General features: G+C 69.8%; 18 protein-coding genes and 1 tRNA gene. 5 read left to right on the top strand and 14 right to left on the bottom strand.

Features of this window, described 5'->3' with window-relative positions; genetic code table 11:
- Positions 1 to 188: 188 nt before the first annotated feature.
- Entirely contained in the window at positions 189 to 1,436 is a 1,248-nt protein-coding gene (locus tag BGN98_RS10450; protein ID WP_288121334.1) for a serine/threonine-protein kinase, read from the top strand.
- 30 nt (positions 1,437 to 1,466) lie between these two features.
- Here BGN98_RS10450 and BGN98_RS10445 read toward each other — a convergent pair whose 3' ends face one another.
- From BGN98_RS10445 to BGN98_RS10425, 5 genes are all read right to left on the bottom strand, one after another.
- A complete protein-coding gene (locus BGN98_RS10445) occupies positions 1,467 to 2,237 on the bottom strand; it encodes a DUF2510 domain-containing protein (RefSeq protein WP_288121332.1) in 771 nt (256 codons plus the stop codon).
- Entirely contained in the window at positions 2,234 to 2,818 is a 585-nt protein-coding gene (locus BGN98_RS10440; RefSeq protein WP_036286327.1) for an isochorismatase family protein, read from the bottom strand. The genes BGN98_RS10445 and BGN98_RS10440 overlap by 4 nt, the downstream gene beginning before the upstream one ends.
- 47 nt (positions 2,819 to 2,865) lie before the next feature.
- Positions 2,866 to 5,148: an MMPL family transporter gene (locus tag BGN98_RS10435; protein ID WP_288121331.1), complete on the bottom strand. Its 2,283-nt coding sequence runs from the start codon at positions 5,146 to 5,148 to the stop codon at positions 2,866 to 2,868.
- A 62-nt stretch (positions 5,149 to 5,210) separates the two neighbouring features.
- Complete coding sequence (locus BGN98_RS10430; protein WP_036286321.1) at positions 5,211 to 5,606, bottom strand: hypothetical protein; 396 nt, start codon at positions 5,604 to 5,606, stop codon at positions 5,211 to 5,213.
- Positions 5,607 to 5,632: 26 nt separating this feature from the next.
- A tRNA-Thr gene (locus tag BGN98_RS10425) sits at positions 5,633 to 5,708 on the bottom strand.
- A gap of 226 nt (positions 5,709 to 5,934) precedes the next feature.
- On the opposite strand from BGN98_RS10425, the gene BGN98_RS10420 reads away from it, so the two are divergent.
- From BGN98_RS10420 to BGN98_RS10410, 3 genes are all read left to right on the top strand, one after another.
- Entirely contained in the window at positions 5,935 to 6,828 is an 894-nt protein-coding gene (locus BGN98_RS10420) for a MetQ/NlpA family ABC transporter substrate-binding protein (protein WP_288121328.1), read from the top strand.
- 77 nt (positions 6,829 to 6,905) lie between these two features.
- A complete protein-coding gene (locus BGN98_RS10415) occupies positions 6,906 to 7,940 on the top strand; it encodes a methionine ABC transporter ATP-binding protein (protein ID WP_288121326.1) in 1,035 nt (344 codons plus the stop codon).
- Entirely contained in the window at positions 7,933 to 8,592 is a 660-nt protein-coding gene (locus BGN98_RS10410) for a methionine ABC transporter permease (protein ID WP_121189330.1), read from the top strand. Before BGN98_RS10415 ends, BGN98_RS10410 begins: the two co-directional genes overlap by 8 nt.
- A 3-nt stretch (positions 8,593 to 8,595) precedes the next feature.
- Here the strand turns inward: BGN98_RS10410 and BGN98_RS10405 are convergent, their stop codons facing one another.
- From BGN98_RS10405 to BGN98_RS10365, 9 genes are all read right to left on the bottom strand, one after another.
- The gene (locus tag BGN98_RS10405; RefSeq protein ID WP_288121323.1) at positions 8,596 to 10,176 is read right to left on the bottom strand and encodes an alpha/beta hydrolase; all 1,581 of its coding nucleotides are present in this window, start codon (positions 10,174 to 10,176) and stop codon (positions 8,596 to 8,598) included.
- The gene (locus BGN98_RS10400; RefSeq protein ID WP_288121321.1) at positions 10,173 to 11,351 is read right to left on the bottom strand and encodes a DNA polymerase III subunit delta'; all 1,179 of its coding nucleotides are present in this window, start codon (positions 11,349 to 11,351) and stop codon (positions 10,173 to 10,175) included. Before BGN98_RS10400 ends, BGN98_RS10405 begins: the two co-directional genes overlap by 4 nt.
- Positions 11,352 to 11,417: 66 nt before the next feature.
- Positions 11,418 to 12,041 carry a dTMP kinase gene (gene tmk, locus BGN98_RS10395; RefSeq protein WP_288121319.1) on the bottom strand — a complete coding sequence of 208 codons (624 nt, stop codon included), beginning with the start codon at positions 12,039 to 12,041 and terminating at the stop codon, positions 11,418 to 11,420.
- A complete protein-coding gene (gene topA, locus BGN98_RS10390; RefSeq protein WP_502687829.1) occupies positions 12,038 to 14,677 on the bottom strand; it encodes a type I DNA topoisomerase in 2,640 nt (879 codons plus the stop codon). Before topA ends, tmk begins: the two co-directional genes overlap by 4 nt.
- 127 nt (positions 14,678 to 14,804) lie before the next feature.
- Positions 14,805 to 15,131: a helicase gene (locus BGN98_RS10385; protein WP_288121315.1), complete on the bottom strand. Its 327-nt coding sequence runs from the start codon at positions 15,129 to 15,131 to the stop codon at positions 14,805 to 14,807.
- 49 nt (positions 15,132 to 15,180) lie between these two features.
- Complete coding sequence (locus tag BGN98_RS10380; protein WP_239498555.1) at positions 15,181 to 15,453, bottom strand: TadE family protein; 273 nt, start codon at positions 15,451 to 15,453, stop codon at positions 15,181 to 15,183.
- Between the two features lie 59 nt (positions 15,454 to 15,512).
- Positions 15,513 to 15,749, bottom strand: coding sequence for a DUF4244 domain-containing protein (locus BGN98_RS10375; protein WP_204947554.1), 237 nt, complete (start codon positions 15,747 to 15,749; stop codon positions 15,513 to 15,515).
- Between the two features lie 38 nt (positions 15,750 to 15,787).
- Positions 15,788 to 16,732 (bottom strand): pilus assembly protein TadB, encoded by a 945-nt coding sequence (locus tag BGN98_RS10370; RefSeq protein WP_288121313.1) that lies wholly within the window; start codon positions 16,730 to 16,732, stop codon positions 15,788 to 15,790.
- Positions 16,729 to 17,835: a TadA family conjugal transfer-associated ATPase gene (locus tag BGN98_RS10365; protein ID WP_288121311.1), complete on the bottom strand. Its 1,107-nt coding sequence runs from the start codon at positions 17,833 to 17,835 to the stop codon at positions 16,729 to 16,731. Before BGN98_RS10365 ends, BGN98_RS10370 begins: the two co-directional genes overlap by 4 nt.
- A 398-nt stretch (positions 17,836 to 18,233) precedes the next feature.
- Between BGN98_RS10365 and acs the strand changes: the two genes are divergently transcribed.
- Positions 18,234 to 20,204 carry an acetate--CoA ligase gene (gene acs, locus BGN98_RS10360; protein WP_288121310.1) on the top strand — a complete coding sequence of 657 codons (1,971 nt, stop codon included), beginning with the start codon at positions 18,234 to 18,236 and terminating at the stop codon, positions 20,202 to 20,204.
- Positions 20,205 to 20,216: the final 12 nt, after the last annotated feature.

Below are 20,216 nucleotides of genomic sequence, written 5' to 3'. Positions count from 1 at the left end.
CATCCGGCGAGTACCTCGGGCTCTCAGGGCGTTCCAGCATATAGCGGCGGTCATCCAGCGCATTTCTACGCTGGCGCTCCATTGTGTTCTGTTGAAGTCCGTTGCTCTAACCAACTGAGCTATAGGGGCGGCATCAGCCTAGCAAGCGCGCAGCACCACAGCATCCATCGCCCGACTACTCTCGGAACGTGGACGATCAGACTCCGGACGTCGATGCCGGGACCGTGCTCGATGAGCGCTACCGCATCGACGCGCTCATCGGCACCGGCGGCATGTCCCGCGTCTACGCGGCTCAGGATCTTCTGCTGGGTCGTACTGTCGCGATCAAGATCATCACGGCGACAGGGGACGACCTCGATGCCGGACAGCGGGTCCGCGTGGAGACGGCCGCACTCGCCGCCCTCACCCACCCCAACCTCGTCGTTCTGCACGATGCGCGCCTGACCGGCCCCGGCCCGCGCTACCTCGTCATGGAACGCGTCGACGGCCCGTCGCTGTCGTCGCGACTGGCGGACGGCCCCATGACCGATGCCGAGGTCGCCCGCATCGCCGGCGAGCTCGCCGAAGCGCTGAGCGCGGTGCACGCCGCCGGCGTCGTCCACCGAGACATCAAACCGTCGAACATCCTGCTCGCCCCCGGCGCGACGCCGAACCGTCCGCCGCGGGCGAAGCTCGCCGACTTCGGTATCGCGCACCTGCTCGGCTCGGACCGCATCACCCAGCCCGGCACCCTCATCGGCACCGCCGCCTACCTCTCCCCGGAGGTCGCGCTCGGGCACGCCCCCGCTCCCGCATCCGATGTCTACTCTCTCGGACTGGTCCTGCTCGAGGCCCTCACCGGGACACGCGCCTTCCCCTCCGCCCAGGGCGCGGCGCAGGTACTCGCAAGGCTCGCGCAGGATCCCACGGTTCCCGACCATCTGTCTCCGCTGTGGGCGGAGCTGCTTCCGGCGATGCTCAGCCGCGACCCGGCGGCGCGCCCGAGCGCGGCGGCCATCTCCGACACGCTTGCCGCTCCCCCGCGCCGCGCCGGCGATGACGAGACCCGCGTTCTCGCCGCACCGGCACCACCCGCCGAGCCCGCAGCCGCCGCGGCCGCGCGCTTCGCTCCGGCGACGCCGTCCGCACTGCCACGGTGGCGTCGAACCGGCGTGCTCGTCGGCGCCGGCGCGGCGGTGGCTGCGGTCGTCATCGCGCTGGCAGCGTGGTCGGGACTGTCCGGTGCGCACACCGTCCAGCCATCGCCGACGGGGGTCGTCGACACGACGCCGACGCCCGCCGCGACCGAGGCGAACACCGTCTCGAATCCCGAGGAAGCACCGGCCACACCGGTTGCCCCGAAGGACAAAGGCAAGGATAAAGCCGGCCCAGGAGGCAACAACGGAGGCAACAACGGCGGCGGCAAAGGCGGCGGACCAGGCAAGGGCGGCGGCTGAGCACCGCCTGCCCCGGTTCGGATGCCGCGATCAGCTGCCCTGGACGGTGAAGGACACCGCCTGCACGATCTCTCCGATGACCCACACGACGAGGGATATCGACGCGATGAAGCCGATGACCGTGGCGGCGATCCACGTCCACAGCGGCGCCCAGCCACCGGCCACGGTGCGTCGGCGCAGCACCACGGCGCGGCCGATCATATAGACCGCGGAGCCCAGGCCGAGCAGCACGAAGAACGACCACGCCCAGCCGAAGGGGGCGACGACGCCGCGGCGCTTCAGCTCACGCCAGTCGAGCCAGCTGAAGACGACGAATGCGGCGTAGAACAGCCATCCGATCAGCGAGATCCCGATCGCGCGGGCCTCCCACGACATCAGCTCCGTCGGCATGCCGGTCATGCCTGACGACGCCTCGCGCGACATCGCCACGACGGCCGCGATGTAGGCGTTCCAGTCGATCAGGAAGATGGAGAGCATCGGCAGGACGGATGCCGCGACAGCCAGCCACACCCACACCGTACTGGTCGGAACATCGACGACGGGTGGGGTGGCCCCCACACCGGCGTAGGCGGGTGCGGAAGGGTACGCCGCGTACCCGCCCGCCACCGGTGCGGTCTGCGCGACCGGCGAAGGGAGCGGGACGGGAACCGCAGGCGCGGCGGTCGTCGACCCGCCCGCCGTCGGGGCGTACTCGCCGAACCGGGGCGCCGGAGCGGTCTGCGCGGTCCACTGCGTCCCGTCCCACCAGCGGCGCGCCGCGGGGTCGGCGGGGTCCGGGTACCAGCCGGCGGGGGCGCTCACGCTGCCGCTCCGACCAGCTCGGCGCCCGCGTGGGCGAGCTCGGCGAGCGCAGCGTCGGAGGTCTCCGAGGCGACACCGGCGACGAGATCCGTGAGAACGCGCACGCGGAGTCCGTGCTCGATCGCGTCGAGCGCCGACGCGCGCACGCAGTAATCGGTCGCGAGCCCCGCGACGTCCGCGTCCGTGACGCCGTGCACGCTCAGCAGCGATGACACCTTCTCACCGGCATCCGTGGTTCCTTCGAACAGCGAGTAGGCGGGCATGCCCTGTCCCTTCTTCACATGGTGGGTCACGGCATCCGTGACGAGTTCGGCGTCGTAATCGGCCCCGGGCGTGTCGGCGACGCAGTGCACCGGCCAGGTGTCGACGAAGTCGGGGGCGGCATCGGTCGCGAAGTGACCGCCGTTGTCGGTGTGGCCTTCATGCCAGTCACGCGAGGCGATGATGAGGTCATAGTCGCCGGCGTGGGCGGACAGGTATGCCGTCAGGCCGCGCGCAACCGCGTCGCCACCGGCGACGGCGAGCGCTCCGCCCTCCGTGAAGTCGTTTTGGACATCGACGATGAACAGTGCTCTGGTCATACCACCGAGGCTAACCCTTCGACACCGCTGCGGTCAGCGCTGCCCGTTCACAACTCCCGCGCGTCGTTCCGGTTCTGCCGCCGCGACCGGCGTGTCGTGGCTTCCGCCGCCGGAATGGAGGAGGTCGGAACAGCATCGACGTCCGAGCGCGCGAGGCGCGAGGGCCACCAGATCCGCCGCCCGAGGTCGTAGGTCGCCGCCGGCACCAGCAGCGAGCGCACGACGAAGGTGTCCAGCAGCACTCCGAAGGCGACGATGAACGCGAGCTGGGCGAGGAACAGGATCGGGATCACCCCGAGCGCCGCGAAGGTCGCGGCCAGCACGAGCCCGGCAGAGGTGATGACGCCGCCCGTCGCGACGAGGCCGCGCAGGATGCCGGGCCGGGTGCCGTGCCGCTTCGACTCCTCCCGCACGCGCGACATCAGGAAGATGTTGTAGTCGACGCCGAGCGCCACGAGGAAGACGAAGCCGTACAGCGGCACCGCCGGATCGGCTCCCGGGAAGTGGAACAGGTTGTCGAAGACCAGCGCGCTCACTCCGAGCGCGGCACCGAACGAGAGGATCACGCTCAGGATCAGGATGACCGGGGCGACGACCGCCCGCAGCAGCAGCATCAGGATGACGAGGATGACCGCCAGGATCACCGGGATGATGAGAGTGCGGTCGCGGATCGACGTGTCGTTCGTGTCGAGATCGATCGCCGTCGGTCCGCCGACCAGCGCGACGTTCGCGCCGAGCTCGCTCGTGAAGGTTGTCCGCAGGTCGCGCACGGTCTGCTCCGCCGCGAGCGAGTCGGCCTCATCCGACAGCGTCGCCACCAGCAGCACGTCACCGTCGACCACCGTCGGCTCAGGCGGCGTGGCGCTCGGCGGACCGGCGAGCGTGTACACCGGGGTGCCGCCTTGCACCGAGACACCGACCTGACCCGAGGCGGTGTCTTTGGCGGTCGCCGCGACGGACTCGACGCCGGGCGCCTTCTCGAGCACGGTCACGGCATCCGCGACGCGATCCTGGGGCACGACGATGTACGCGGGGCTCCCCGACCCCGCGGCGAAGTGCTGCGCGAGGACGTCCTGCCCGTCTCGAGCCTGCGAGGCTCCCAGCACCAGGTCGCTCTGCGGCACGCCGTCGGCCTTGAGCTGCAGCACCCCGACGGATGCCGCGAGCAGCACGACCGTCGAGATGATCCACACCGGCCGCGCGTGGCGCGCGACCAGGCGCGCCTGGCGTCCCCAGAAGCCGCGGACAGGAGCGTTGGGGTCGGTGACGAGACGCTCGGCGTTGTCGCCCGGGTCGCCGTCGGCGCCCTTCGGGATGAACGGCCAGAACGCCGCGCGCCCGAAGATCGCGAGCAGCGCGGGCAGGAAGGTGAGGGCGGACAGCACCGCGAAGGCGATGCCGATCGAGGCGATCGGCCCGAGCGCGCGGTTGCTGGCGAGGTCGCTGAGCAGCAGGCAGAGAAGTCCCGCGATGACCGTGCCGCCCGAGGCGATGATCGGCTCGAAGGCGCCGCGCCAGGCCATGAGCGCGGCATCCCATCGCTTGGCCCCCGTGCCGATCGCTTCGCGGAAGCGTGCCGTGTAGAGCAGGGCGTAGTCGGTGGCGGCACCGATCACGAGGATGAAGAGGATGCCCTGGACCTGTCCGTTGAGCACGAAGATGCCGGCCTTGGCCAGCCACCAGACCGTCAGCAGTGCGACGCACAGGGCGAACGTCGAGGTGAGCAGCACGAGGATGGGCAACAGTGGCGATCGGTAGACGATCACCAGGATGATGAACACGGCGCCGAGCGCGACGGCGAGCAGAATCCCATCGATGCCGAGGAACCCGGCCACCAGATCGGCGGTGAAGCCGGCGGGCCCGGTGACCCAGGCTTCCAGACCCGTCGGCAGGTTCTTCTCGATGCTCTCGCGGAGTGCCGTGACCGTCTCACCGACGTCGCCGGCGGTCGAGATCGGCACAAAGAACTGCACCGCTTCGCCGTCCTCGGACGAAATGGCCGGCGAGACCTGCTCGACGCCGTCGACAGCGGAGATCGTGGTCGCCAGCTCGCTGATCTGGGTGAGCTGCGCGGCGCTCAGCACTCCCTCGCCGGTGACGACGACCACGGCCGGGATGCTGTCGCCGCCGGTGAACTGCGAGAGCCGCTCCTGCACCTGGGTCGACTCCGCCGACGACGGCAGGAACGAGGACTGATCGTTGGTGGCGACCTCGTCGACCTTGCCGAAGTACGGGCCACCGATGGAGCCGCCCACCAACCAGATGAGGACGAGCAGAACAGGGATGCCGATGCGCAGCCAGCGGGTGGGGGTGTCGGTGCGACCAGTCATGTCGCTAGCTTATCTAGTAATAATCCGAGCGCGCCACCCCGATCTGCGGGCGCACGCCGCCCTCAGCCGCGAGCGAAGTAGAGCACCCATCCCGCGACGAGACTGACGACCCCCAACGCGAGCATGCCCGCTGCCGACCACGTGAGCGCGCGCAGTCCGGCGGGCCGCCGCTGCAGGCGCATGCGCCCCTGCCAGCCATGGCGATACCAGATGGATGCCGCGTCGGCGTCGCCGATGACCGCGGCGTCGGACGCAGACAACGGTGCACTGTTGGCGTCACCGTCTGCGTCGAACCAGCGGACGATCGGATCACCGCCGTCACGGTCGATGATGGCCTCCGCCGGCAGCCATGTCCCGTCTGCCGCCCAGGCGACCACGACGGCGATCGCGAGGACGAGGAAGGCACCGAAACCCACCCAGGTGAAGATCTCGATCAGCGCGTCGATCGCGTGATCCATGGGTCTCCCCGATGTCGGTGAAGAAGTGGAGCCGCCTAAGGGAATCGAACCCTTGACCTATTCATTACGAGTGAATCGCTCTGCCGTCTGAGCTAAGGCGGCGCAAGGAGCCGGAGCGCCATGCACGATGATCGATCTTACAGGGTCTCAAGCCTCGTCGCGAACCACGAAGACGACGGCCCCACCCGGGCGGTGTCGCCATGTTACGCAGCGATTCTGCAGCGCAGATGAACTCTGCCTACCGTCGATCAGGCACCGCAACGAGGCGAGCGCGGACAGCCGAGAGATCCCGCGCGATGCGGTGCCCCGATCCACAAGGAGCACCACCATGTCCCGAAAGTCCCTGGCCGCCGTCTTGGCCGTTCCCCTCGCCCTGCTGCTGAGCGCGTGCGCGTCCGGTGCCGCCGCTCCCGCTGACGGCACCGCCGGCGCGCAGGGTCCCGTCCGCATCGGCGTCGTCGGCGCGGGCGACCCGTACTGGCAGACGTACAAGGATGCCGCGGCTGCCGAAGGGATCACCGTCGACATCGTGAACTTCGACGCCTACGACCAGCCGAACCCGGCCCTGTCCGCGGGCGAACTCGACCTCAACCAGTTCCAGCACATCATCTACCTCGCGACCTACAACGTGAAGGCGGGCGACGATCTGGTTCCGGTCGGCGCGACCGCGATCTACCCGCTGGGCCTGTACTCGACGAAGTACAAGAGCGTCGCCGACATCCCCGACGGCGGCACCATCGCCATCCCCAACGACGAATCCAATCAGGCCCGCGCGCTTCTCGTGCTCCAGTCGGCCGGGCTGATCTCGCTCAAGGACGGCGGCTCGATCTTCTCCACCCCCGCCGACATCCAGCCCGGGTCCAAGGCGAAGGTCGAGGCCGTGGCCGCCGACTTCACGGCATCCTCTCTCCCCGATTTCGCCGGAGCCGTCGTCAACAACGACTTCGTCGCGAAGTCCGGACTGACCAAGGACCAGCTTCTCGCGCAGGACGACCCGTCCGATCCCGCGGCCTTCCCGTACATCAACATCTTCGCCGCCAAGGCGAAGGATGCCGACAACCCGACGTACCAGAAGCTCGTGAAGATCTACCAGGAGACGGCATCGGTGCAGCAGGGTGTGCTCGAGGCATCCGGCGGCAGCGCCGTGCTGCTGAAGACGCCGGTCGCCGACCTCGTCAGCGCGCTCAAGAAGACCGAGGACGACATCCGCGCGACGCAGTGACCATCGCGGTGTGCGGCCCGGCTCTCTCGCCGGGCCGCACACACGTGCGTGCCGACCACCGACCCGAGCGAGATTTCATGAGCTTCATCCGGCTGACCTCCGCGACCAAGACCTATCCCCCGCAGACGAAGGGCGCCGCTCCGGTCGTCGCCCTCGACGACGTCTCGCTCGAGATCGCCGCCGGGGAGGTGTGCGGCGTCATCGGCTATTCGGGAGCCGGCAAGTCCACCCTGCTGCGGCTGCTCAACGCACTCGAGACCCCGACGGCGGGGACGGTCGAGATCGACGGCGCGGACATCACGCGGTTCGGCGAGCGGCAGCTTCGTCGCCTGCGCGCCGACATCGGCATGATCTTCCAGCAGTTCAACCTCTTCGACTCCCGCACCGTCGCGGGCAACGTCGCCTACCCTCTCGAGGTCGCCGGCCGACCGCGCGACGAGATCCGTCACCGCGTCGCGGAGCTCCTCGACTTCGTCGGGCTGACGGCGCGTGCCCGCGCGTACCCCGAGCAGCTCTCGGGCGGGCAGAAGCAGCGCGTCGGCATCGCCCGCGCGCTCGCGACGAACCCCCGCATCCTCCTGGCCGACGAGGCCACGAGCGCGCTCGATCCCGACACCACACAAGAGGTGCTCGGCCTGCTCAGGCGGATCAACCGCGAGCTCGGTGTGACGATCGTGCTCATCACGCACGAGATGGAGGTGATCCGCAGCCTCGCCGACCGGGTCGTCGTGATGGAACACGGCCGAGTCATCGAGACGGGGCCCGTCTTCGACATCCTCTCTGCGCCGCAGCACCCCGCGACGGCCCGCTTCGTCGCGAGCGTGATCGACGATGTCCCCCGCGGGGATGAGCTCGCCGCGCTCCGGGCACGCCACGACGGACGGATCGTCACGCTGAACGTGACGGAAGCAGCAGCGCAGGCCGACGTCTTCGCCGCACTGTCCGCCCACGGCGTGCGCTTCGAGGTCGTGCACGGTGGCATCAATGACATCGCCGGGCAGGTGTTCGGTCACCTGACCCTCGCCGTGACCGGGGACGAGGATGCCGTCGCCTCCGCGCTCGTCGCGGCATCCGTCTACGCACCGCTGATCGAGGAGGACACCCGTGGATAGGCTCATCGAGCTCCTGCCGTTGCTGTGGGACGCGGCCCTCGAGACCCTCTACGTCGCGACCGCGGCGCTGCTGTTCGGAGGAGCGCTCGGCCTCGTTCTGGGCATGGCCCTGTACGCCACTCGCGCGGGCAGCCTCTTCGCGAACCCGGTGGTCTTCGGCATCCTGAACGTGATCGTCAACACGTTCCGACCGATCCCGTTCATCATCCTCCTGCTCGCGATCCAACCGGTCGCACGCGGCATCGGCCTGCCCGGCATCGGGGTGCCGTTCGCGATCTTCGCGATCACGATCGCGTCCCTGTTCGCGATCAGTCGGATCGTCGAGCAGAACCTGCTCACGGTGCGCCCTGGCGTCATCGAGGCGGCGCGCGCTGCCGGCGCCAGCCGGTCGCGAATCCTCTTCCGCCTCGTCCCACGCGAAGCGCTGGGTCCCCTCATCCTCGGCTACACGTTCGTCGTGGTAGCCCTCGTCGACATGACCGCCATCGCCGGCGTGGTCGCCGCGGGCGGCCTCGGCGAGTTCGCGATCAACTACGGTTCGAAGCAGTTCAACCCGTGGGTGACGTGGTCGGCGGTGCTCGTCATCGTCGTGATCGTGCAGCTCGTGCAGTTCCTCGGCAACGGGCTCGCCCGCCGCGTCCTGCGCCGGTAGCGGTCAGCAGGTCAGGCCGTTCGTCGGAACAGTGCCGTCGACGAGGTAGGTCTCCACCGCCTTGTCGACGCAGGCGTTGCCCTTGTTGTATCCGGTGTGGCCCTCGCCCTGGCGGGTGATCAGCACGCCTGAAGACAGCTGCTGCGCCAGCGACACCGACCACTCGTACGGGGTGGCCGGGTCGTTCGTCGTGCCGACGACGACGATCGGAGCCGCCCCATCGGCGGTGATCTTCTCACGCACGCCGGTGGGCGGATACGGCCACACCTCACAGACGTCGACGCCCTGCCAATACGGGGCGATCGTCGGCGCCTTCTGCTTCACGAGTGCGTCCGCGGCATCCTTGTCGGCCTGCGAGGTGTCGAGCGGGTAGTCCATGCAGTTGTAGGCACGGAACGCTTCGGTGGAGTTGTCCCGGTAGGCGCCGTTGGAGCGCGCGTAATAGAAGTCCGCGAGCTGGAACGCCGTGTCGGGCTTGCCGGCGAGGGCATCCGACAGAGCGGTGGACAGGTACGTCCAGCTGTCCTGCGAATACAGGGCGGCGATGATCGCCGTCATCAGCGTGTCGGCGCCGAGCTTGCGGCCGTCCGAGGCGGTGAGCGGCACGCGGTCGACGCTGGCCAACAGGGTGCCGAGCGCCGCCATGCCCTCATCGACCGTGCCGGAGAACGGACAGCTGCGGCTCTGCAGGCAGTCCGCCATGTACGCCCGCAGCGCCGACTCGAATCCGATCGCCTGCGTCGTGCTGACGTCGAGCCCGGAGACCGACGGGTCGATCGCGCCGTCGAGCACGAGCCGCCCGACGCGCTCGGGGAAGAGCTTCGCGTAGGTGGCGCCCAAGAACGTGCCGTAGGAGTACCCGAGGTAGTTGAGTTTGCTGTCTCCGAAGACCGCACGCAGCAGGTCCATGTCGCGCGCTGCGTTGTCTGTCGTGATGTACGGCAGGATGCCGCCGCTGTTGGCCTCGCAGGCCGCGACGAAGTCGCGGTTTCGTGCCGTCAGCTCGTCGGTCCACCCCTGGCTGCCGCGCGGATCGGCGGGAATGTCGAAGAGGTAGGCGTCCATCGCTGACGGGTCGAAACACCGCACCGCGGTCGAGCGGCCGACGCCGCGGGGGTCGAAACCGATGACGTCGTAGGCGTTCGACAGTGCAGAGCCCACCGCGAACGACGAGGACTGGGCGATGAGGTCGTACCCGCTCGCGCCCGGACCTCCCGGGTTGGTCAGGAGTGAGCCGATCGGCGCTCCGTCCGTCGCGGCGCGTCGGATGACGGCGAGATCGATCGTCCCGACGGCAGGGTCGGACCAGTCCAGCGGGGCCGTCACCGTAGTGCAGTCGAAGCGGCCGGCATCGCTCCCGGTGCACGCCTTCCAGTCCAGCGTCTGCCCGTAGAACTGCTCGAACCCGGCCGGAACGCCCTCGACGTCGGGCTGGCGGCTCGGCGCCGGCGTGGCCGCGCTCTCGGGCGGGATCGCCGCATAGAGGCATCCGGTGAGCATCGTGGATGCCGCGGCGACGGATGCGACCGCGATCAGCGCACGGCGGATGAGGGTTCGGCGGGGACGGCGGGGTGTCTCGGTCACAGGGTCCTCCCGCTCGCGACGGTCACGAGCATGCTCTCCAGGGCCAGGGCGGGGGCGGCGTTGCCCTCCAGGTTGGTGCGGGTGGCGGCGATCGCGTCGAGCACGACGAGCGTCCGCGGGGCGGTCCACGCGGCCGCGAGTGCTGCCAGCGCGTCGGCCAGCTCGCGGTTGATGAGATCGTCGTCGCGGCCGAACTGCAGCATCAGGACGTCGCGGAACATCGACTCGAGATCGGTCAGGACGCGGTCGATGCCGTCACGCAGACTCCGGGTGGCCCGGCGCTTCTGGTCGTCTTCCAGCGCGCTGAGCTGGCTGCGCACGGCAGGCGGCACCGCGGCTCCCGGAGTGATGCCGAGCGTCCGCAACAGCCCCTCCCGCTCGGCCTCGTCGCGCTCGGCGGTCAGCGCCTTCGCGTCGTCGGTGGCCAGCTGCACGATGCGCGCCGCTGTTTCGATCGCGGACCCCACTCCGCGCACCGACATGACGGCGCGGAGGGTCTCGTCACGACGCGCCCGCGCGTCGGCATCCGTCGCGAGGCGCACGGCCATGCCGATGTGACGCTGCGACAGACGCGCCGCCTGCTCGGCGGTCTGCTCGTCCACACCCGTGCGGGCGACGATGAGCCGGGCGACGTCGGCGACGTCGGGCTCGCGCAGGCGCAGCGTGCGCACGCGCGAACGGATCGTGGGCAGGAGGTCGGCCTCGCTGGGCGCGCAGAGGATCCACACCGTGCGCTCGGGAGGCTCTTCGAGTGCCTTCAGCAGCACGTTGCTGGTGCGTTCGATCATGCGATCGGCATCTTCCATCACCATGACGCGGTACCGACCCAGCGACGGCGAGAAGTAGGAGCGTTCGACGAGGGCCCGCGCATCCTTGATGGAGATGATGACGCCCTCGGTGCGCAGCGCCGTGAGGTCGGGGTGCGTTCCCGCGAGCACCTGCCGCATGGCCGCCTCGTCGCCCGGTTCGGCGATGAGCGCGGCGGCGAAGGCCGCGGCCAGCGTCGAGCGGCCCGATCCGGCCGGACCCGTGATCAGCCAGGCGTGGGCGAGCTGGCTGGGATCGGATGCCGCGGCCTGCAGCTGCTGCAGCGCCTCGTCCTGTCCCCACACCTCGCCCCACGGCAACGCGGCGCGGGATCGATCTGCCGTGGCGATCGCCGAATCCGCACTCATGAGCCCAGCCTACGGGCAGGTGCCGACAGCCCACCGCCGATCGGGTCGTGCCGCGGAGGTGACACCTCAGGCCAGCAGAGGGCGGATGCGATCGCGGACAGCGGCGGCGAGCTCGTCCTCTGACCGTGCCGCGTCGAGCACGAGAAAGCGGCGTGGATCGGCCGCCGCGAGGGCGAGGAAGGCGTCGCGGACCCGCTCATGGAACGCGCTCTTTTCGGCCTCGAGGCGGTCGAACGGCTTGTCGGCCGCATCGAGACGGCGCCGCGCGGTCGCCGGATCGAGATCCAGCAGCACGGTCAGATCCGGCAATGCTCCCTCGGTCGCCCACATCGACAGATCGCGCACCTGCTCGGCATCCAGCACTCGTCCGGCGCCCTGGTAGGCCACGGAGGAATCGAGATAGCGGTCCTGGATCACCACCTCGCCGCGCGCGAGCGCGGGCCGCACGAGCGTGGCGACGTGCTGGGCGCGATCTGCGGCGTACAGCAGGGCCTCGGCCCGCGGCGAAACCTCACCCCGATGGTGAAGGACGATGTCTCGGATGAGGACGCCGACCTCGGTGCCGCCGGGTTCGCGGGTGCGCACGACCGTGCGTCCCTGCTCGCGCAGCCACGTCTCCAGCCGCGTGGCCTGTGTGGTCTTGCCGGTGCCGTCGCCGCCTTCGAAGGTGACCCAGAGCCCTCGGGTCATTTCTTCTTGGCGGCCGGCTTGCGCGTGGTCGTCGCCCGGCGGGTCGTGCGCTTGGGTGCGGGGCCCTTGGCGCGCTTGTCCGCCAGCATCTGCACAGCGATCTCGAACGTGATGTCATCGGCGGTCTGGCCACGCGGGATGGTGACATTCGTGGTGCCGTCGGTGACGTACGCGCCGAACCGACCGTCCTTGATGCGGATGGGCTTGGCGGACACCGGGTCGGCTTCGAACTCCTTGAGGAAGCTCGCGGCGCGGTTCGCGTACTTCGGCTGCGCGTAGATCTCCAGAGCCTGCTCGAGCGTGATGTCGAAGATCTGGTCTTCGCTCGTGAGCGACCGCGAGTCCGTGCCCTTTTTCAGGTACGGACCGTAGGGACCGTTCTGGGCCGTGATGGGCGCCTGCGTCTCGGGGTCGACGCCGACGGTGCGCGGCAGCGAGAAGAGCTTCAAAGCGGTCTCGAGGTCGATCGTCTCGGGCGACATGCTCTTGAACAGCGACGCGCGACGCGGTTTTGGCGCTTCGACCTTCTTCTTCGCGACGCGCTTCTTCGGAGCCCCCTCAGCCACCACCGGCTCGGTCTCGGGCTCGGGCTCGGCGGGCAGCACCTCTTCGAGGTAGGGGCCGAAGCGTCCGTCCTTCACGACGATGTCGCGCCCGTTGTCCGGGTTCTGCCCGAGCACGCGGTCGCCGGCGATCGGGGCGTCGATGAGCTCGCGCGCCTTCTCGGGGGTGAGCTCGTCGGGGGCCAGATCGCCGGGGACGTTGACGATGCGCGTCGTTCCGTCGTCGTTGGGCACGTCGAGGTACGGCCCGTAGCGTCCGAAGCGGAGGGTCGCGACGTCGCCGATCTTGGTGGCGTTGATCTCGCGCGCGTCGATCTCGCCGAGGTTGTCGAGGATGTGGCGCAGACCGACGTGGTTCTCGGAGCCGAAGTAGAACTCGTTCAGCCACGCGACCCGCTGCTGCTCGCCGCGGGCGATCGCGTCGAGATCGTCTTCGAGCGCCGCGGTGAAGTCGTAGTCCACGAGGTCGGCGAAGTGCTCCTCGAGCAGTCGGACGACGCTGAACGCGAGCCAGCTCGGAACCAGTGCCTGGCCCCGCTTGGTGACGTACTCGCGATTGATGATGACGTCGATGATGCTCGCGAAGGTGGATGGGCGGCCGATCCCCTTCTCCTCGAGCGCCTTGACCAGCGAAGCCTCGGTGTAGCGGGGCTTCGGGCTCGTCGCGTGGCCCTTGGGCTCGACGTCGCTCAGAGAGAGCACGTCGCCGACGGCGAGCGCCGGGAGGGACTGATCGTCGGACTTGTCCGCGTCGCCGCGCCTCTCGTCCCGTCCCTCTTCGTAGGCCTCGAGGAAGCCTTTGAAGGTGTAGACGGTGCCCGATGCGGTGAAGGCGGCCGTCCGACCTGCGGCTTCGGTCTCGAGCGTCACCGTGGTCGTTTCGTACTTCGCATCCGACATCTGCGAGGCGACGGTGCGCTTCCAGATGAGCTCGTACAGACGAAGCTCGTCGCGGTCGAGCGAGGACGCGACGGATGCCGGGGTGCGGAACGACTCCCCCGACGGCCGGATCGCTTCGTGAGCCTCCTGCGCGTTCTTGCTGTTGTTGCGGTAGCTGCGCGGGTTCGCCGGCACGGCCTTGTCGCCGTACAGGGCGACGGCCTGCGTGCGCGCCGCCGTGACCGCCTGCGTCGACAGGGCGGTCGAGTCGGTGCGCATGTAGGTGATGAAGCCCTTCTCGTAGAGCCGCTGCGCGACGCCCATGGCGTGCTTGGCGCTCATCGAGAGCTTGCGTCCGGCCTCCTGCTGCAGGGTGGAGGTGGTGAACGGGGGCTTCGGGCTGCGGGTGCCGGGCTTGGCTTCGACGGCGGTGACGGTGGCGTCGCCTCGCGTCTCGATCGCGGTGGCAAGTTCACGCGCCTGCGACTCCGTCAGCACGACGACGGCCTTCTTGAGCTGACCGGCGTCGTCGAAGTCGGTGCCGCGGGCCAGCGGCGCGCCGTCGAGGCGGGCGAGGCGCGTGGCGAAGGACTCCTGTCCGGAGGCGGCGAGTGCCTCCACATCCCAGTAGGAGGCCGAGACGAACGCCATCCGCTCACGCTCGCGATCGACGACCAGGCGGGTGGCCGCCGACTGCACGCGCCCGGCGGAGGTGCCCTGACCGACCTTGCGCCGGGTGACGTCGGACACGTCCCACCCGTACAGGCGGTCGAGGATGCGGCGTGTCTCCTGAGCGTCGACCAGCGCGAGATCGAGCTCGCGGGTGTTGTCGACGGCGGCGCGGATGGCGTCCTTGGTGATCTCGTGGAACACCATGCGCTTGACGGGGACCTTGGGCTTGAGTGCCTCCAGGAGGTGCCACGCGATGGCTTCGCCTTCGCGGTCTTCATCGGTTGCGAGCAGGAGCTCGTCGGCGTTCTTCAGGGCGCGCTTGAGTTCGGCGACGGTCTTCTTGCCGCGCTCGCTCTCCACGTACAGCGGAGTGAAGCCGTTCTCGATGTCGATCGAGTACTTCCCGACCGAGGTCTTCTTCAGTTCGGCGGGAATGTCCTTCTTGTCCGCAAGGTCACGAATGTGACCGACCGAGCTGAGCACCTCGTATCCGTCGCCCAGGTATCCCTGGATCGACTTCATCTTCGTCGGCGACTCGACGATGACGAGCTTCTTGCCCCCAGCACTCTTGACAGCTGCCACGTGGCGTCCTTTCTCCGATGCACACCATACACACCGCCCCATGGGGAAGACGCTGGGAGCGGGCCGGTCATTCCCTCCCCGACGGCGGTCCGGCGCGCGCGCGGGCTTCGGCGCCGAGCAGGCCGCCGCCGACGCGGACGCGAACGGTGGCGGTCATCTCGACGAGCGCGCACGCGACGAGTTCCGCCCCCACGGAGGCGGCCACCTCGGCCGCGCGATCGCACGGCACGCCGACCGCAGCTCCGGTCACGGCATCCGCGGCGGCGAGAGCCGCGGCGTCGGCCGCTCCCGCCGCGCGAGCGGAGTGGACCGAGGCGGCGCCGACCGCGCCGACTCCCACCGCTGCCGCCGCGGCGACGGCGAGAGCGCCGAGCGCGGCGGCGGACCCGGCCATCAGACGGACTCCCCACCGCGCGCGTCGAACGTATCCGCCGACACCATGCTCACCGCCCGCCGTCGAGAGCGCAGGAGCGCGCGCTCAGCTCGGGAAGGGGCAACGGCACGCGGACGCCGGCGGAGGCCGTCACGCAGACGAGGTCGCCGTCCGCTGCGATCGCATCGAGACGCGCATCGGCGATGGTCGCAACGAGCTCGGCGACCCGATCGGGCTCGCCGCGAGCGGCGAGTCGCGCGGCCTGTGCAACCGCCTGCTCCAGACGCACGAGGCGACCCACGGCACTCAGAGAGCCCGCGGTCAGGGCGATGAGAAGGACCACCGCGGGCACGATGACGGCGAATTCGGCAGTCGCGGATCCGCCGTCATCGCACCGGCGGATCATGCGACCGTCAGTGCGCGGCGGACGAGGTCGGTGAGGATGCCGCGGACCTCATCGCTGCGCATGATCATGACGAGCAGCCCGGCGAAGGCCACGGCGGCCATGGTGGCCACGGCGTACTCCGCAGTGGCCGCCCCCGACTCGTCGGAGTAGAGCTCGCGCGCACGTCGCAGCGTGAGCGGCGGCAGAGCGGTGGCCCCGCCGCTCGTGAGCGTGATGGGCGAAGGATGGAACATGCAGAGTCCTACTTTCTCTCGGTGTGGAAGGGGGCACGTCAGGCCGCCGGCGATCCCGCGGACGTGAGGAGAGGCGTCGACCCGCTGAGGACCGAGATCAGCAGGGGCGCGACGCCGAGCAGAAGGAAGGCGGGCAGGGTGCAGACACCCATCGGCAGGAGCAGCCGAGAGCTGAGGCGAGCGGCGCGCAGCCGGCCGTCCGTGCGCGCCCTGCGACGCTGCTCTGCCGCGTCCGCACGCAGCAACTCCACCGCGCGCGCACCGGCACGTCGTGAGAGCCGAAGCATCGCGTGGACGTCGGCTTCGATCTCGCCCGCGCCCGCAGCGGTGGTCACGGCGAGGGCGCGCTCGACCGACACGCCCCCGCTGAGAGCGATCGCCACGATCTCGCTCTGCAGTCCCGCCAGCCGCCTGTCGGGCTCCGCCCGAGCGACAAGGCGCGCCGTCCAGAGGCGCGCTGCGAGCATGAGCGCGGCGCCGGTGGCGATGCAGCCGATTCCGACCGGGTGCACCAGCACCGCGGCCACGTCGAATCCGAGGGCGATCCCGAGAAGGATCGCGACGGCAGGCAACCACGCGACGAGGCGCGCCGTGGCCCGAGGGTCGGCAAGGGCCACGGCGACGTCATCGCGCATCTCGGCAGCTGATCGCAGCGCGCCGGCGAACTGGCGAAGACTCGGCGCCAGCGGAGCTCCGACCGTCTGGGCGACGCGCCAGGCCACCGCGACGTCGGTCCACGCCCCTCCCAGCCGATCCATGTTCTCCGTCGGATCGAGCAGCGGGTGGTGCTGCGGAGGGGGAACGCCCTCCGCGTCCCCTCCGCCGTCGGGCGCAGCCTCGTCGAGGAGGCGTAGCGCCGTGGCATCGCCGTCCTCCGCCAACAGTGACCACGCCTGCGCCGGCGCGACACCGGCCTCCAGCAGGACGGCGAGCCTCTGCAACGTCTCGGCGGCCTCCGTGGCGTCAGCCGGGGCAGCCTTCATGGCACGGCCGCCATTTCCAACCGACCATGGCCGTCGAGCCCGGGCCGGGCGAAACCGACCACGCGACGAATGCCGTCCGGACCGCGCTCGACGTGCACCACGACACCGATCGCGCTGACGACGTGGCGCGCGAGCGCCCGATCGTCCATTCCGGCGAGAGCGCCCAGCGCTTCGAGCCGAGCGGGCAGATCGGCGATACGGCCGACGTGCACCGTGCCCGCGCCGCCCTCGTGACCCGTGTTCAGGGCGGTCAGCAGTTCGCGGACCTCCTCGCCACGACACTCTCCGACGACCAGCCGATCGGGCCGCATCCGCAGGGCTTCGCGGACGAGACGCGACAGCGGAACGGCGCCGGCGCCTTCGAGATTCGGTTGGCGCGCTTCGAGACGCACGTGGTGCGGATGGTCCACCCGCAACTCGGCGACGCCCTCGATCGTGACGATTCGCTCGTGCGGCGGTACCAGGCCCAACAACGCCGACAGCAGCGTAGTCTTGCCCGCACCCGTCGCGCCCGACACCAGGATGTTGCGACGCGCCGCCACGAGCTTCTCGAGCCGCCTGTGGGTCTCGGCATCGCAGAGGCCGCGACGGGCGAGCTCGTCGAGATCGGGGACGTCGACCTGCGGCAGACGGATCGATATGGCCGTGCCCGTGCACGCGACAGGGGGAAGCACGGCGTGCACGCGCGCGCCGTGCTCCCACCGCACGTCGACCACGGGCGAGGCGTCGTCGAGGTGGCGCCCGCCGATTCCGACGAGCGCGACGGCCAGCGCGCGCAGCTCATCGGCATCCGCCCGCCACTCGACGACCGGCACGGCCCCGGCGCCGCGGTCGACGAACAGGCCGTCCGTGCCGTTGATGAACACGTCCGTCACCTCGGGATCGCTCAGGAGGTGACGAAGGGGCTCGAGGGCCGGGTGATCGGGAAGGCGCCGGCGTCGCGCACGACGCAGCGGAACCGGCCCCGACGCCATCGCGGGCTCCGCCGCGTCGGCGCGGACACGCGCGACGGACTCGACGCCACGCTCATCGACGACGAACCGGCGTACCGCCTCCGGAACGCGACGTGTGCCGCGGCGGTGGGCGACGAAAGGCTCGGACATACCCCGACGCTACGTGCGCGGCGCGCGGCGACGGCCGGGCGCGACCTCACCCGTGAGGAACGCAGCGACCGCCCTCCCTGGGGAGGAGCCGACGGGCGGAAAGAGAGAAGGCGGCATCCCATAGGGGGAGATGGGATGCCGCCACGCGACATCCCGGAATCGGGGGTGGTCGGGAGTCGCGCTGCCTGAATCGAAGTTCGGCCGGATCGAGCATACGCAGACGTCCGGCCCCGCTCCACTCGAAAACGCGTGTCGACGCTGATATATCGGTGAAACCACGGACCCGCGCCGCAGGACTCGCCCCCTCCTTCCGGAGGTAGTGCCGTGTCGGTCGCGGTCGCTAGATTTCGTGAGTCGTCCGGGACCCGATCCCGCCACCGCCGCAAAGGAGCGCGCAGATGAGCAGCCAGATCGACCACCTGCTGAATGAAACCCGCCGGTTCGCCCCCTCCCCCGAGTTCGCCGCGGATGCCGTCGCCACCGCCGATCTGTACACGCAGGCGGATGCCGACCGCGACGGCTTCTGGGCGGAGCAGGCCCGGAGCCTGCACTGGCACACCCCGTTCACCCAGGTCCTCGATTGGACGAACCCGCCGTTCGCCCAGTGGTTCGCCGACGGCGAGCTGAACGTGGCGTACAACTGCCTCGACCGCCATGTCGCGGCCGGCAACGGCGACCGCGTCGCGCTGCTGTGGGAAGGCGAGCCGGGCGATGAGCGCCGCATCACCTACGCCGAGCTGACCGAGGAGGTCAAGCGGACGGCGAACGTGCTGGAGCAGCTCGGCATCGGAGCCGGCGACCGCGTCGCCATCTACCTGCCGATGATCCCCGAAGCGATCGCCGCGATGCTCGCGGTCGCCCGCATCGGCGCCATCCACTCCGTGATCTTCGGCGGGTTCTCGGCCGACAGCCTGCGCTCGCGCATCGACGACGCGGGAGCGAAACTCGTCATCACCGCGGACGGCGGATACCGCAAGGGACGCGTCTCGCCCCTCAAGCCGGCCGTGGACCTGGCCCTGAGCGACCGCGGCGAGGGGCTGCAAGAGAGCGTGGAGCATGTGCTGGTGGTGCGCCGCACCGACAACGAGATCTCCTGGACCGAGGGCCGCGACATCTGGTGGCACGAAGCGGTTCCCGCGGCATCCGCCGAGCACGAGGCGCAGCCGTTCCCGGCGGAGAACCCGCTGTTCATCCTCTACACCTCCGGCACGACCGGAAAGCCCAAAGGCATTCTGCACACCTCGGGCGGCTATCTGACGCAGGCGGCGTTCACCAACCGGGTCGTGCACGACCTGCACCCGGCCACGGACGTCTTCTGGTGCACGGCCGACATCGGCTGGATCACCGGGCACTCCTACGTCACGTACGGCCCGCTCGCCAACGGCGCCACCCAGGTGCTCTACGAGGGCACACCCGACGCGCCGCATCCGGGCCGGTGGTGGGAACTGGTTGAGAAGTACGGCGTCACCATCCTGTACACCGCGCCGACGGCGATCCGTTCGTTCATGAAGCTCGGCCGCGAGATCCCGCAGAAGTTCGATCTGTCCTCGCTGCGTCTCCTCGGCTCGGTGGGCGAGCCCATCAACCCCGAGGCATGGATGTGGTACCGATCGATCATCGGCGGTGATGCGGCCCCCATCGTCGACACGTGGTGGCAGACCGAGACGGGCGCGATCATGGTGTCGGCGTTGCCCGGAGTCACCGAGACCAAGCCGGGGTCGGCTCAGGTGCCGCTTCCCGGAATCGGCATCGACGTCGTCGACGACGAGGGCACGCACGTCGGCAACGGCAACGGGGGCCTGCTGGTCATCACGAAGCCGTGGCCCTCGATGCTGCGCGGCATCTGGGGCGACCCGGAACGGTTCGTCGAGACCTACTGGGAGAAGTTCCAGGACAAGGGCTTCTACTTCGCGGGCGACGGCGCGCGCCTGGACGATGACGGCGACGTCTGGTTCCTCGGCCGGGTCGACGACGTGATGAACGTGTCCGGGCACCGTCTGTCGACGACAGAGATCGAGTCGGCGCTCGTGGGCAACGAAGCGGTGGCCGAGGCCGCAGTGGTCGGTGCCGCCGACGAGACGACGGGCCAGGCGGTGGTCGCGTTCTGCGTGCTGAAGGAGTCGTTCCTCAAGGCGCACGACGTCGACGGCATCGTGGACGTCCTCCGCCGGTGGGTCGGCGAGCAGATCGGCCCCATCGCACGCCCGCGTGATGTGTACATCGTCACCGAGCTGCCGAAGACCCGCTCCGGAAAGATCATGCGTCGGCTCCTGCGCGACGTGGCCGAGGGGCGCGAGGTCGGCGACACCACGACGCTGGCCGACACCATGGTCATGTCGACGATCCAGTCGAAGGTCACGAAGAAGTAGGGCCACATCGGC

The organism is Microbacterium sp. 69-7 (genome assembly GCF_001897985.1).
GTDB classification, from domain to species: Bacteria; Actinomycetota; Actinomycetes; order Actinomycetales; family Microbacteriaceae; genus Microbacterium; species Microbacterium laevaniformans.
Note: the sequence above shows the minus strand (reverse complement) of the source record. Positions and strands in the feature narration are given on the sequence as shown.